Here is a 14,551-nt window from a genome sequence, read left to right as displayed (position 1 = left end):
TCAATCCTACAGTTGCCAAGCGGGTGGGCGTTTATCAAAAAAAGCAGTTAGCCCTTCTTGACCTTCTTCAGATACGCGAATTTTTGCAATACGCTCTGCGGTAAGCTCAATGAGTTCATTGGTAATTGGTTTATTTGCTACATCGTTAATTAATGCTTTTGCGGCTTTTACTGCAACAGGTCCGTTATCAATTAGTGTTTGCAGCATATTATCGAGGGCACAGTCTAAATTACCGGTTACTTGATGAATTAAACCAAGTTGTTTAGCAGTATGTGCATCAAACACTTCAGCCGTTAAAAAGTACCTGCGAGCAGCGCGCTCACCAATGGCTTTAATGACATACGGGCTAATAACAGCCGGAATAAGGCCAAGCTTTACTTCGCTTAAACAAAATTGCGCATCGTCTTTACTAAGGGCTATGTCGCAACAGGCAATTAAGCCCAGTGCACCACCAAAAGCAGCACCTTGCACAGCACAAATTGTAGGGTGGGGCGAGTTTGCCAGCACCTGCATTAATTTAGCCAATTGCATCGAATCAGCTAGGTTATCGGCGTAGTTGTTATCCGCCATAGACTTCATCCAGGCTAAATCGGCACCGGCTGAAAAGTGTTTACCCTCTGTTTTTAAAACCAGGGCACGAATATCAAGCGTATTTGCATGTTCAATACATTGGATCAGCTCATGTATTACTTCGCTGTTAAATGCGTTTCTTTTTTCTGGGCGGCTTAACACAAGTACAGCCACATTAGATTTTGTTATTTGTAGTGTTACTGACATTTTGCGCTCCGGTTACATTCTAAATACGCCAAATTTCGAATCACGTTTTGGTGCGTTATTCGCAGCCGTTAACGCAAGCCCTAATACATTACGCGTGTCAGCAGGGTCTATAATACCGTCATCCCACAAGCGTGCGCTGGCGTAATACGGATGACCTTGCTCTTCGTACTGGTCAATAATTGGCTTTTTAAAGTCACTGATTTCTTGCTCGCTCATGCTTTGACCTTTGCGTGCTAAACCATCTTGTTTAACTTGCGCCATTACACCCGCTGCTTGCTCGCCGCCCATTACCGAAATACGGGCATTAGGCCACATCCACATCATGGTTGGTTCAAATGCACGACCACACATTCCGTAGTTACCGGCGCCGTAAGAGCCGCCAATAAGTACTGTAAATTTAGGTACATCAGCACACGAAACCGCCATCACCATTTTAGCGCCGTGCTTTGCAATGCCTTCGGCTTCGTATTTTTTACCCACCATAAAGCCGGTAATATTTTGTAAAAAAACTAAAGGAATATTGCGCTGAGCACACAGCTGAATAAAGTGCGCGCCTTTTTGCGCCGACTCACTAAATAAAATACCGTTATTAGCCACTATGCCAACAGGATTGCCATAAATACTGGCAAAACCGGTGACCAGCGTTTCACCAAAATAGCGTTTAAATTCATCAAATGATGAGTCGTCCACTGTGCGGGCTATTACTTCGCGTACATCAAATGGCTTTTTAAGGTCGGTGCCTACAATGCCGTAAAGCTCGTTAATATCATAACGCGGTGGCTTTACATCTTCTAGAAGAGGGGCTGTAGGGCGTGTGTAGTTAATGCGCTCAATACATTGGCGCGCAATAGATAGCGCATGAGCATCGTTTTCAGCGTAGTGATCGGCAACACCCGACACTTTACAGTGCACATCGGCACCGCCTAGTTCTTCGGCTGTTACTTCTTCGCCTGTTGCTGCTTTTACAAGCGGCGGACCTGCTAAAAATATAGTGCCTTGATCTTTTACAATAATGCTTTCATCGGCCATAGCGGGTACGTATGCACCACCTGCGGTACATAAACCCATTACCACGGCAATTTGTGGAATACCTTTACCCGACATACGGGCTTGATTGTAAAAAATACGACCAAAATGCAGCTTATCCGGAAATACATCATCTTGCTCAGGCAGGTTAGCACCGCCTGAATCCACCAAATAAATACACGGTAAGTGGCAACGCTCGGCGATATCTTGTGCGCGTAAATGCTTTTTAACGGTAAGCGGAAAATACGTACCGCCTTTAACCGTGGCATCGTTTGCAATAATCATGCATTCAATGCCTTTAACACGGCCAATACCGGCTACAACACCGGCGCACGGTATTGCTTGTTCGTACACACCAAAGGCAGCAAATTGCGATATTTCTAAAAACGCTGAGCCTTCATCAATTAATGTACTTATACGGTCGCGAACAAATAATTTACCACGGCCTTCGTGGCGCTCCTTTAATGCCGCGCCTCCGCCTTGGCTAATTGTTGCTACTTTACTGCGTAAATCGTCCACCAGCGCCGACATGTTTTTATGGTTTAGCACAAACGTTGGATCGTGAGGGTTAACGCTCGATTTTAAAATCGTCATGGTTTAATCCTTAACGGCTTTCAGTGAAAAGTTCGCGACCAATAAGCATGCGGCGTATTTCTGATGTGCCTGCACCAATTTCGTATAATTTAGCGTCGCGCAGCAGGCGGCCTGTTGCGTATTCGTTTATGTAGCCATTGCCACCTAAAATTTGAATCGCATCAAGCGCCATTTTAGTCGCAAGTTCTGCGGCATATAAAATGGCACCGGCTGCATCTTTACGGGTTGTTTCACCACGGTCACAAGAGCGAGCTACCGTATACACATATGAGCGCGCAGCATTCATTTGTGTATACATGTCGGCTACTTTGCCCTGAATTAACTGAAATTGACCAATAGGGGTGTCAAACTGTTTACGCTCGTGAATATACGGTACCACTATATCCATACACGCTTGCATTATGCCAAGCGGACCTGCTGCAAGTACTACGCGTTCGTAATCAAGGCCACTCATAAGTACTTTAACGCCTTCGTTTAAGTTACCTAAAATGTTTTCCTCTGGCACTTCGCAGTTTTCAAATACCAGCTCACAGGTGTTTGAGCCACGCATGCCCAGTTTGTCTAGCTTTTGCGCCGTAGAAAAGCCAGGAAAGTTGCTCTCAACAATAAACGCGGTAATGCCTTTAGCGCCGGCGTTTAAATCTGTTTTAGCGTAAATAACGAGTGTGTGTGCATCGGGGCCATTGGTGATCCACATTTTGTTGCCATTTAAAATGTACTTATCGCCTTTTTTCTCGGCTTTAAGTTTCATCGATACAACGTCAGAGCCCGCATTAGGCTCGCTCATTGCAAGGGCACCAATGTGCTCGCCACTAATAAGCTTTGGCAAGTATTTTTCTTTTTGAGCTTGTGTGCCGTTACGGTTAATTTGATTAACACACAGGTTAGAATGTGCTCCATAGCTTAAACCTATAGAGGCACTGGCACGGCTAATCTCTTCCATAGCAATAACATGTTCTAAGTAACCTAAACCGGCGCCGCCAAGTTCTTCAGATACGGTCATACCTAGTACGCCCATTTCGCCCATTTGAGCCCAAAGTTGATTTGGGAAAGCGTTATCTAAATCAGTTTTTTCAGCAAGCGGGGCAATCTCCTGACTCGCAAAACTATTTACGTGGTCGCGGATCATATCGGCGGTTTCGCCAAGGCCAAAGTTCATTTCTTTATATAGTGAAATAGTGCTCATGATTCATTCCTGTGTGACGTGTGTGTTGTCAGTGTGTTGTTATTTTAAAAATAAACTTACTCGTCTATTTTATTAAGCGTGTCTCTGCAGCGGCGCTCGGCCGTCACCAACTCCATAAGAACAACTTTAATGTCGTCCATTTGTTGAGATAGGTCAGACTTTTTATCGGCAATTAAATCAAGCATGGTAACCAGCTGCTTAGCACTCGACTTATCAGCGTCGTACAGTTCAAACAAACGGCCTGTTTCAGCAAGCGTAAAGCCCAATCGTTTACCACGTAATATTAGTTTTAAACGCACTTTGTCGCGTTTTGAATAAATACGTGTTTGACCATTACGATCAGGCGTTATTAACCCTTGATCTTCGTAAAAGCGAATAGAGCGGGTTGTAATGTCAAATTCTTTAGCGAGTTCGCTAATGCTAAATGTTTGTTCATTACTAGCCGGCATTTTGGCTGAGCTTGCAAAGTTTGTTTGATTATCTGGTTTCATAATTGTATTTACCTCATTCGAATAACTCCAATATAAGTGAAGTTTACGTAAAGGTAAAGCTTGGTGTGTTTTGAAACTATTTATAAAGGAGTGTTGGCGCGAAGAGTTAACTTATTTTATTAATTTTCAGTAGGTTAATTTTATTTCCTCAGTGTGACCTAACAGCTGGAAAATAATGCGTACACTTATAAAACTAAAAATTAAGCTGTTTTTAGTTGACGTTGGCGTAAACATTAGTATTGTGTGTAAGTATTAAATAATAAATGAATACTAAATTAATAGAGCAAATATACTAACAATTATTTGCATTAAATTACAACGGAGTTAGTTATGACTTTAGAATCAGTGGTAATTGTAGCAGCAAAACGCACCCCAATGGGTGGTTTTATGGGAGCGTTAAGTGATGCGCAGTCTACCGAGCTTGGCGCTACCGCCATTGCCAGTGCACTTGCACAAACTGGTTTAGCTAATGATGCAATAGATGAAGTAATTATGGGCTGTGTATTACCAGCAGGGCTTGGGCAAGCGCCCGCACGCCAAGCAATGTTAAAAGCAGGCCTTGCACTTAGCACTGGCGCTACAACAATTAACAAAGTATGTGGCTCTGGTTTAAAAGCCGCCATGCTTGCAAACGATTTAATTAAAGCAGGCTCTATCCAATCTGCCATTGCCGGTGGCATGGAAAGCATGACAAACGCACCGTACTTTATTCCAAAAGCACGTGGCGGTATGCGAATGGGTCACGGCGAAATAAAAGATCACATGATGAGCGACGGCCTTGAAGATGCTTACGACAACAAAGCAATGGGTTGTTTTGCACAAGACACCGCCGACGAGTACGGCATTGGTCGTGAGCAAATGGATGCGTTTGCATTAGGCTCATTAAGTAAAGCAAAAGCAGCAATACAAAATGGCAGTTTTGATAACGAAGTTGCCCCGCATACGATGCAAACACGCAAAGGCGATGTAACAGTTTCGATTGACGAGCAACCAGGTAACGCCCGCCCAGAAAAAATTCCAAGCCTACGTGCAGCCTTTAAAAAAGACGGCACCATTACAGCCGCTAATTCATCGTCAATTTCAGACGGTGGCGCAGCGCTTATATTAATGAGCGAATCAAAAGCAAAAGAGCAAGGCTTAACACCGCTTTGTAAAATTGTAGCGCACAGTACTCACTCTCAAAAACCAAGTGAATTTACAGTAGCGCCAGTAGGTGCAATAAGCAGCGTGCTTGAAAAAGCAGGCTGGGCTGTAAACGACGTTGACCTTTGGGAAATTAACGAAGCATTTGCCATGGTAACCATGCTGGCTATTAACGAGTTAAAACTTGATGAAAGCAAAGTAAACGTTAACGGCGGTGCATGTGCACTTGGCCACCCAATTGGTGCAAGCGGCGCGCGTATTTTAGTAACGCTTATTCATGCCCTTAAAAACCGAGGCCTTAAAAAAGGCATTGCGTCTTTATGTATTGGTGGCGGTGAAGCGGTTGCTATGGCCGTAGAAGCGTATTAACTAGGTATTAAGCAGTTATAAGAAAGCTATACGAATAACTATAAAAGCGCTGCACTAATAATACTAACAAAGCGGCGCTACCAATTTTAAAAGAGAACACACAACTCACACACTAGGATTTAATCATGCACCAAGTACCACTACTTATTAATGGCGAATTTATTCAATCAGCATCAAAAGAGCTTATCGATGTTATAAACCCAGCAACTCAAGAAGTACTTGCACAAGTGCCATGCACCACCGAGTCAGAAATGGACGCGGCAATTGCCTCAGCCTCTGAGACGTTTAAAACATGGAAAGACGTACCCATTACTGAACGTGCTCGTATTATGATGAAGTACGCTGCGCTATTAAAAGAACACCATGATGAGCTTGCTACCATTATTTGCCATGAATTGGGTAAAACATTTGAAGATGCAAAAGGCGATGTTTGGCGTGGTATTGAAGTAGTAGAACAAGCTGCTAACGCGCCATCATTAATGATGGGTGAAACAATGGAAAACGTAGCGCGTAAAATCGATACGTATTCTTACATGCAGCCACTTGGCGTGTGTGCAGGTGTTACCCCGTTTAACTTCCCTGCAATGATCCCACTTTGGATGTTCCCGCTGGCTATTGTGTGTGGTAACACCTTCATTTTAAAACCGTCTGAGCAAGATCCACTTACACCAATACGCTTAGCAGAGCTATTTATTGAAGCCGGCGCACCAAAAGGCGTATTACAAGTTGTTCACGGTACAAAACCACAAGTAGACCGCTTACTAGAAGATAAAGCAGTGCGCGCTATTTCGTTTGTTGGCTCGTGTGGTGTAGGTGCTTATATTTATTCTAAAGGCACACAAAATCTTAAACGTGTGCAAGCGTGTGTTGGTGCTAAAAACCACATGGTTATTATGCCTGATGCAAGTAAATCGCACGTTGTAAACAACCTTGTAGGCGCATCGGTCGGTGCTGCTGGCCAGCGTTGTATGGGTATTTCGGTTGCTGTATTTGTAGGTCAAGCAAGTCAGTGGGTAGATGAAATTAAAGCAGGCTTTGAAAATGTACGCCCAGGCGTGTGGGATGATGCAAACGCGGCATACGGTCCACAAACATCAAAAGCAGCAAAAGCTCGTATTTTATCACTCATTGCCGGTGGTAAAAAGCAAGGCGCTACTTGTTTAATTGATGGTTCTGACTTTACGGTTGAAGGCTTTGAGCAAGGTAACTGGGTTGGCCCAACGTTATTTACCGATGTAACCAAAGAGATGGATTTATATAAAGAAGAAATATTTGGTCCTGTACTGGCGTGTATGTTTGTAGACACGCTTGATGAAGCAATCGCACTTATTAACGACAGCCCTTACGGTAACGGCACCTCGTTATTTACGTCAAGCGGTGCAGTGGCTCGTAAATTCCAACACGAAATTGAAGTAGGCCAAGTAGGTATTAATGTGCCAATTCCGGTGCCACTTCCGTTCTTTTCGTTCACTGGTTGGAAAGGCTCGTTTTATGGCGATACTCACACGTACGGTAAACAAGGCATTCGTTTTTACACAGAAACTAAAACGATTACCTCACGTTGGTTTGAAGACGACATTGCGTCGGGTCCAAATATGAGCATTAACTTAAAATAATCGTAATTAAAAAATGAGTAAATAAAAGAATAATTAATAATAAAGATGGGCGCGAAGGCTACTTCACACACAACACACATAAGCCTTCGCCGCTCGTCACGAACTACTCCCGTGACGGGAAACACTAACAACACAACTAACATAACTTACACAATTAAAGAGGTCTACCATGGACTTTAACTTATCTGAAGATCAACAAGCCTTTGCGCAAACTGCACGCCAATTTGCCGAGTCAGAACTTGCCCCCTATGCAGCAAAATGGGATCGCGAACATATTTTTCCTAAAGACACGATTAAAGCAGCAGGCGAGCTTGGTTTTTGTGGTTTATACACGCCAGAGGAAGCGGGCGGCCTTGGTTTATCACGTTTAGATTCGAGCATTATTTTTGAGCAGCTTGCTATGGGCTGTACCGCAACAACGGCCATGTTAACCATTCATAATATGGCCACCTGGATGGTAGCAAGTTTTGGTACCGATGCAGTTAAAGACAAATACGTAGAGCAATTAGTAATGGGCGAGTTACTTGCCTCTTATTGTTTAACAGAGCCAGGGTCGGGTTCAGACGCCGCATCACTTAAAACAAAAGCCGTGCTTGAGGGCGATGAGTACGTTATTAACGGCTCAAAAATGTTTATATCGGGCGCTGGCGAAACCGAAGTATTAGTTGTAATGGCACGTACAGGCGGCGAAGGTGCTGCTGGTATTTCGGCATTTGTAGTCCCGGCCGACGCAAAAGGTGTTGAATACGGCAAAGCAGAAGAAAAAATGGGTTGGAACGCACAACCTACACGCCTAATTAGCTTTGAAGATGTGCGCATTCCGGCGCATAACTTATTAGGGGCAGAAGGCGAAGGCTTTAAATTTGCGATGCAAGGCCTTGATGGCGGCCGAATTAACATTGCCACATGTTCAATTGGTACAGCGCAAGCGGCGCTTAATACAGCCCGTGAATATTTAAAAGAACGTACACAATTTGGTAAACCATTGGCTGCGTTTCAAGCATTGCAATTTAAAATTGCCGATATGAACACCGAGCTTGTAGCCGCGCGCCAAATGGTAAGGCTTGCTGCATTTAAACTTGATAATAACGACGTTGAAAAAACCACTTACTGCGCCATGGCTAAACGCTTTGCTACCGATGTTGGCTTTACCGTATGTAACGACGCACTGCAAATTCATGGCGGTTACGGTTATATAAAAGAATACCCGCTTGAGCGCCATGTACGTGATGTACGCGTTCATCAAATTTTAGAAGGCACTAACGAAATTATGCGTGTAATTATTGCGCGCCGTATTTTGGCTGAGTCTGCAAGCGACGTTTTATAAGGAGCAATGTATGTCAGAATCTAAATCTAATCCGAGTATTGAACTTACAATTGAAGGTCATGTTGCTATTTTAACGATGTCTAATCCGCCAGCAAACACCTGGACAAAAGACACCTTAGTTGATTTAAAAAATACCGTTAATGAGCTTAATAATAATAAAAATATTTATGCATTAGTACTGACTGGCGAAGGCGAGAAGTTTTTTAGCGCGGGTGCCGATCTAAACGTATTTGCATGTGGCGATAAAGGCGTAGCTGCTGATATGTCGCGTGTATTTGGTGAAGCATTTGAAGCGCTTACTAATTTTAGAGGCGTGTCGGTTGCTGCCATAAACGGCTATGCAATGGGCGGCGGTTTAGAGGTGGCGCTTGCGTGCGACGTACGTATAGCGGAAGAGCAAGCACAAATGGCGCTCCCTGAAGCTAAAGTAGGTTTATTACCCTGTGCTGGTGGCACACAAAATTTAGCATGGCTTGTAGGCGAAGGCTGGGCAAAACGCATGATTTTATGCGGCGAGCGCTTAAAAGCCGATAAAGCCCTGCAAATTGGCTTAGTAGAAGAAGTAGTACCACAGGGTGAAAGCTTTGCGGCAGCATTAAAACTAGCTAATCAAGTAAGCGAGCAAAGCCCTACCTCAGTTGCAGCGTGTAAAACATTGATTCAAAAAGGGCGCCATCAACCAATGGCAAGTGTATTGCCTCTTGAGCGCGAGTTATTTGTTGGTTTATTTGATACCGAAGATCAACAAGAAGGCGTAAATGCCTTTTTAGAAAAACGCCGCGCTAACTGGGTAAACGGCTAATGAGTGCTTTAACAGTATTAAATAACGCCGATGAGCCCGTGGTTTTTGAAACCGCAACCGCAGAAAACGGCAGTTTAATTGGGCTTATTACACTCAATGCGCCAAAAGCGTTAAATGCACTTAATTTTGAGATGATCAAATTACTTGAACCGCAATTGCGAGCTTGGCAAGACGATGATGCTATTGCAATGGTGTTGTTAAAGGGCGCAGGCGATAAAGCATTTTGTGCAGGTGGCGATGTTGTAAGCCTTCATCATGCAATGGCGCAAGGTAAACCAACAAGCTTAGTTGAAGAATTTTTTACGCTTGAGTACAAGCTTGATTACCTTATCCATACATTTGATAAACCAATCCTTGTTTGGGGTAACGGCATAGTAATGGGTGGCGGTTTAGGGCTAATGGCCGGTGCTAGCCACCGTGTTGTTACAGAAACATCACGCATTGCCATGCCAGAGCAAACCATAGGTTTATACCCTGATGTAGGCGGCAGTTACTTTTTACATAAAATGCCACAAAGTGTGGGGCTATTTTTAGGGCTAACGTCGGCATCAATTAACTGCGACGACGCGCGTTTTGTATCACTTGCCGATCACTTCATCGACAGCACTAAATATGATTCCATGCTTGCGCAAATTTTAGCAGCTAAATGGGGCAAAACCGCAAGCTTAAATCATGAGCGTTTAACTAAGTTATTAACCGATTTAGACAACCAATCTGCGCGTATGCCAAAAGGCAATATTAAAGCTAACTTATCAACCATTCAAAAGCTGGGTGAATTTACAACATTGCAGGAGCAAGTTGATTATATTTTAGGGCTAACCACTGACGATAAATGGCTACAGCGCGCTCAAAAGTCACTTAAACACGGATGCCCACTAAGCTGCGCACTCGTTAGTGAGCAATTAAAAACAAGCAAAGGCAAAAGCTTATTAGCGTGTTTTAAAATGGAGCTGGGTATGTCGGTTCGCGCTGGCGAAGTAGGTGAGTTTCAAGAAGGTGTAAGGGCGCTACTAATAGATAAAGACGGCGCGCCTAATTGGCAGTACAAAACACTTAGTGATGTCCCACAAACAATAGTAGACAGCTTTTTTGCTAATCGCTTTGGCGAAAACCACCCACTCAATGGCTTAGACACGGCAACACACAAATAAAGGAAAGACGATGACTAAACTCAATATTGGTTTTATCGGCTTAGGTAATATGGGCGGCCCAATGGCGGCTAACTTAATTAAAGCTGGACATACTGTGAGTGTGTTCGATTTAAACCAGCCGGTCGTAAATGAACTTGCAAGCAAAGGTGCAAAAGCAGCAGTTGATGCAAAGCAGTGCGCAACCAATGCTGACGTACTTATTAGTATGTTACCTGCAGGCAAGCATGTTAAATCGCTGTATTTGGGTAATAACGACGACAGCGGTTTAATTAATGTGCTAAGCAAAAATACATTAGTAATTGATTGCTCAACAATAGATGCAGAATCAGCACGCACTGTAGGCACTGCACTTGGCAAACAAGGCATAAGCTTCGTGGATGCACCTGTATCGGGCGGTGTTGCAGGCGCAAGCGCAGGCACACTTACTTTTATTGTAGGCGGCGAAAAAGCCGCGTTCGATAAAGCAAATACAGTGCTGAGTGATATGGGTAAAAACATATTTCATGCAGGCGATATTGGTGCAGGGCAAGTAGCCAAAATATGTAATAACATGCTACTCAGTATTTTAATGGCAGGCACCAGCGAAGCACTGCAAATGGGTATTAATAATGGCCTCGATCCTAAAGTACTTAGCAACATAATGACCGCAAGTTCGGGCCGTAACTGGACGCTTGAACTTTACAACCCTTGCCCAGGTGTAATGGATACAGCCCCTGCAAGTAACGATTACAAACCAGGCTTTATGGTTGATTTAATGGCTAAAGATTTAGGCCTTGCCATGGAAGCCGCGCAGCAAAGTAATTCATCAACGCCTATGGGGTCAATGGCTAAAAATTTATACACTATGCTACAACACCAAGGTGCGGGTAGTGATGACTTTAGTGCCATTTTTAAACTGTTTTCTAAGTAGGAGCAACGCGTGGAAATTAAAAATAACACGGTAGTAATAACCGGTGGCGCACAAGGTTTAGGCTTTGCAATGGCGCAAAAGTTTGCACTTATAGGTGCTAACATTGCTTTAATAGATATAGCACAAGACTTATTAAACACCGCATGCGAGCAACTTATGCAACTTGAAGGTGTAACTAGCAATATTAAAGGTTATGCCGCAAACGTAACAAATGAGAGCGAAGTAGAAAACGTATTTAATACCATTAACAGCGATTTTGGCCACATCGGTGTGCTTATAAACAACGCCGGTATTTTACGCGACGGCATGTTTATTAAGGCTAAAGATGGCAAGGTTGTTAAAAAAATGTCTCTTGAGCAATTTCAATCCGTGATTGATGTAAACCTGACCGGTGTGTTTTTAGCAGGGCGGGAAGCTGCAAGCCACATGATTGAATCAGGCAAAGGCGGCGTTATAGTCAATATGTCGAGCGTAGCGCGTGCAGGTAACATAGGCCAAACAAACTACGCGGCATCAAAAGCAGGCGTAGTGGCACTTACCACCACATGGGCTAAAGAACTTGGCCGATTTGGTATACGCGTAGGCGCTATTGCACCAGGTGTTATAAGCACCGCCATGACCGACGCCATGAAGCCAGAAGCCAAACAACGTATGCTCGCGGTAACGCCAGTAGGGCGCTTAGGCGAAAGCGACGAAATTGCCCATACTGCACAATACATAATTGAAAACGACTTTTTTACCGGTCGCGTGGTTGAAATAGACGGCGGCATTCGTTTGTAAACCGAACTGGATTAAGGTTGATTAAAAGCATAGCTCTTTGGGTTATGCTTTTTTGTTTTAAATCGAGGAGTTTATAATCTTGAAAAAGGGCTGATAACGGCGTTGGCATTTTGTTGTAAACCGCTTGCTATACATAAGCTCTTTAATCATCGTTAAAAGATAAATTTTATGAATAATATTCAACTTCAAATGTTCACTGTGCATAGACAGTTCCTTGTGTTTTGTCCAATAACATTATTAAAAATCGTTTTGGCGTATTTTAACAATGGTAATTTTATAACATACGTAATTACTTGTTTACATTAAAGTTGTTTGGTGGAATTATTGAGTTATGTAATATATGCCGTTTTGGGGTGTTATAACCCCCAAAGTGGTGTTCAATAAGCTGTTAAATTTATGAAGCAGATAATCACAATTATTCTATTTTTCACATGCGCAAACGCATATTCAGGTGGGGAATATTATGATGTATTACTTTCTGAATACGTTGAGCCGTTCGATGAGGGTGATCAATTTCATCTCGTTCTGAATTTCACTGGTGAAGGTATTAGCAAGAAATGTAATTCCATCCTCCTTAAAGGGACGTATGATCAGGAGTACTGGGCTGGGTATAAACGGCCGATGTCTTTGTCGGGTCATGCAGAAGCAATGGAGTATTTATCTGGTCAGGTAGGGAATAAGATTAAGTTTGGTCAAATTGGGCGCGGGCTAAAGAAATTACACGGCTGTACTTATTTAAGTCGAGGGCTTTTCCTAGAGCAGCATAGTAAAGAACCAGTTGTGTTCTCCGTGCATGAAAAAATTTAACAAGTCGTGCCAGACGGACAGTTTGTTCCGTGGCTTCTTTTGTGTAATCCGCTACGCTACAGAAAAAGCCACTCCACTCGGCGTTATATTTTACGGAGAGTCGGAGTCAATCAAATGTTCGGAGCAGTAATTAAATACCTATATAGCCAAACTAGACAAGAGTTACATTCCGCTTTAACTGTTCTTGTTTTTGCCGCTGCTTATGGAATTGGATTCTTATTCCTATGGCTAATATTCCCACTTTTTGGTTGGCAATTTAATGTTAACTTTGAACTAAGCGGTTATTTTATAGGTTGTATTGGTTCTGGAGAATTAGCTCGTGGAATTGCTAAGTTAACATTGTCTATTAAACACTCAAAAGGTTCACATGCAACGAATGCTATTGCAGGAGCTACTACATTTGGCTTATTTTGGCTTTGTGTCACTTTGAAGTGGAATCATGAATTATGGACAGTACCAATTGCCTTTATTGTCGGTGGCTTTTTCTATATATTTTTAGTGTTTGCCCAAAGGTTTGATAATTGGTGTAATAGTAAAATATAACAAGCCAATAATGGTAAAGACGCAAATAATGATTAGGATGACACCCATCCTAATCATTAGGAAAAAAGCTAACAAAAACAGTATGAAGAGTGCATTATTATAAATAATGAATCACGCAAAAAGCTGAACTATGTAGACAAAATGAAAGTAACAATAGACAGCCCAATCGGGACGATATCTGTTTATTAAAGAATGGCAAACGACTCGGCTGTATTGAACCGGCTTTCCTTTAAATAAAAAGCGGAACATTACAGTGAACAAAGGCATGAATAAATTGACCTTACGGGGTCAAACAAAAGTGAATGCCTTTACTTTATTGTGTGGCAACTGTATTGCCTTGTTCATAATATAGAAAAGCTGAAATACGATACATTAAGAAGGGTAAGCCCTTTTAACCTAAAATAAAGCCACTCAAACACCCGTAATCCCTTCCAAAACGCCAATTAAAACAATATCAAACACTTCTATATTCTACGTAAAAATACAGTAATCAATTGAACCAAAATAGGAACTCAGCTATGGTTTGTTTATCAATAAAAATAAATTTAAAAACGAGTTAATCTTCAGGCTCGTTATGTGTATAAATCTATATGGTGCAATATTCCAGTGTTTGAACAATTTAAGAAAATAATTGCTAGTATTCTCCTTTTATTTTTCCTTTCGGGTTGCACTGTCGGTCATAAGGACTATCAGAGATATCTGAATATGAATATTGGTGAGAATATAAATAATCAAAAGATTTCTAAATCACTCGATGCTGGTGAGTTGATAAGATCGGATTATTTAATTGCAGGCGAAGGGTTAACCAATATTACAACATTAGATACTGGTTTTTTGCGATACCATTTTAGCAGGCAAGAAGTCTTACCGAATTACAGTATTAAAGACTATGTCGGTAAATGTCTTATTTATTACGATGTTGATCCTAAAACGGAAATCATAATTGATTGGGGTTTTGATAAAGGTGGTAACTCTTTAAGTTGTAGAACTTGGCCTTGAGTGCAATATACACATAACAACACGCCCTGA

Annotated in this window: 14 protein-coding genes and 1 pseudogene; 11 read left to right on the top strand and 4 right to left on the bottom strand. The window is 42.4% G+C overall.

All coding sequences use genetic code 11. The features are described from left to right. Positions 1-6 precede the first annotated feature (6 nt). From I6E70_RS11920 to I6E70_RS11905, 4 genes are read right to left on the bottom strand one after another with little or no spacing between them, the layout of a single operon-like run. Positions 7-777, bottom strand: a complete 771-nt coding sequence (locus tag I6E70_RS11920) for an enoyl-CoA hydratase/isomerase family protein (protein ID WP_197188794.1) — start codon at positions 775-777, stop codon at positions 7-9. Positions 778-789: 12 nt separating this feature from the next. Next, on the bottom strand, positions 790-2,397 hold the full coding sequence (locus I6E70_RS11915) for a carboxyl transferase domain-containing protein (protein WP_197188793.1): 1,608 nt from the start codon (positions 2,395-2,397) through the stop codon (positions 790-792). Between the two features lie 10 nt (positions 2,398-2,407). Then, positions 2,408-3,583 (bottom strand): isovaleryl-CoA dehydrogenase, encoded by a 1,176-nt coding sequence (locus I6E70_RS11910; protein WP_024590171.1) that lies wholly within the window; start codon positions 3,581-3,583, stop codon positions 2,408-2,410. A 56-nt stretch (positions 3,584-3,639) separates the two neighbouring features. Then, complete coding sequence (locus I6E70_RS11905) at positions 3,640-4,074, bottom strand: MerR family transcriptional regulator (protein ID WP_024592405.1); 435 nt, start codon at positions 4,072-4,074, stop codon at positions 3,640-3,642. A 330-nt stretch (positions 4,075-4,404) separates the two neighbouring features. Here I6E70_RS11905 and I6E70_RS11900 point away from each other — a divergent pair, with 330 nt between their 5' ends. The 11 genes and pseudogenes from I6E70_RS11900 (at position 4,405) to I6E70_RS11855 (ending at position 14,521) form a co-directional block, all read left to right on the top strand. After that, on the top strand, positions 4,405-5,586 hold the full coding sequence (locus tag I6E70_RS11900; protein WP_024590172.1) for a thiolase family protein: 1,182 nt from the start codon (positions 4,405-4,407) through the stop codon (positions 5,584-5,586). A 125-nt stretch (positions 5,587-5,711) separates the two neighbouring features. Continuing rightward, the gene (locus I6E70_RS11895; protein WP_197188792.1) at positions 5,712-7,202 is read left to right on the top strand and encodes a CoA-acylating methylmalonate-semialdehyde dehydrogenase; all 1,491 of its coding nucleotides are present in this window, start codon (positions 5,712-5,714) and stop codon (positions 7,200-7,202) included. 169 nt (positions 7,203-7,371) lie between these two features. Further along, positions 7,372-8,529: an acyl-CoA dehydrogenase family protein gene (locus tag I6E70_RS11890; RefSeq protein ID WP_010552837.1), complete on the top strand. Its 1,158-nt coding sequence runs from the start codon at positions 7,372-7,374 to the stop codon at positions 8,527-8,529. Between the two features lie 10 nt (positions 8,530-8,539). Further along, positions 8,540-9,331, top strand: coding sequence for an enoyl-CoA hydratase (locus I6E70_RS11885; protein ID WP_166110970.1), 792 nt, complete (start codon positions 8,540-8,542; stop codon positions 9,329-9,331). Next, positions 9,331-10,482, top strand: coding sequence for an enoyl-CoA hydratase/isomerase family protein (locus tag I6E70_RS11880; RefSeq protein WP_197188791.1), 1,152 nt, complete (start codon positions 9,331-9,333; stop codon positions 10,480-10,482). Before I6E70_RS11885 ends, I6E70_RS11880 begins: the two co-directional genes overlap by 1 nt. A gap of 10 nt (positions 10,483-10,492) precedes the next feature. After that, positions 10,493-11,392 carry a 3-hydroxyisobutyrate dehydrogenase gene (gene mmsB, locus I6E70_RS11875; RefSeq protein ID WP_197188790.1) on the top strand — a complete coding sequence of 300 codons (900 nt, stop codon included), beginning with the start codon at positions 10,493-10,495 and terminating at the stop codon, positions 11,390-11,392. Between the two features lie 9 nt (positions 11,393-11,401). Next, positions 11,402-12,172, top strand: a complete 771-nt coding sequence (locus tag I6E70_RS11870; RefSeq protein ID WP_197188789.1) for an SDR family oxidoreductase — start codon at positions 11,402-11,404, stop codon at positions 12,170-12,172. Positions 12,173-12,568: 396 nt separating this feature from the next. Next, positions 12,569-12,979, top strand: coding sequence for a hypothetical protein (locus tag I6E70_RS11865; protein ID WP_197188788.1), 411 nt, complete (start codon positions 12,569-12,571; stop codon positions 12,977-12,979). A 114-nt stretch (positions 12,980-13,093) separates the two neighbouring features. Continuing rightward, positions 13,094-13,522: a hypothetical protein gene (locus I6E70_RS11860; protein ID WP_197188787.1), complete on the top strand. Its 429-nt coding sequence runs from the start codon at positions 13,094-13,096 to the stop codon at positions 13,520-13,522. 102 nt (positions 13,523-13,624) lie between these two features. Continuing rightward, positions 13,625-13,927: pseudogene (locus I6E70_RS20930) on the top strand (hypothetical protein); the annotation flags it as partial. 201 nt (positions 13,928-14,128) lie between these two features. Then, positions 14,129-14,521 (top strand): hypothetical protein, encoded by a 393-nt coding sequence (locus tag I6E70_RS11855; RefSeq protein ID WP_197188786.1) that lies wholly within the window; start codon positions 14,129-14,131, stop codon positions 14,519-14,521. Positions 14,522-14,551: the final 30 nt, after the last annotated feature.

It is taken from the genome of Pseudoalteromonas sp. NGC95 (assembly GCF_015864705.1).
Taxonomy (GTDB): Bacteria; Pseudomonadota; Gammaproteobacteria; order Enterobacterales; family Alteromonadaceae; genus Pseudoalteromonas; species Pseudoalteromonas arctica.
This window is presented reverse-complemented; position numbering and strand designations above follow the sequence as displayed.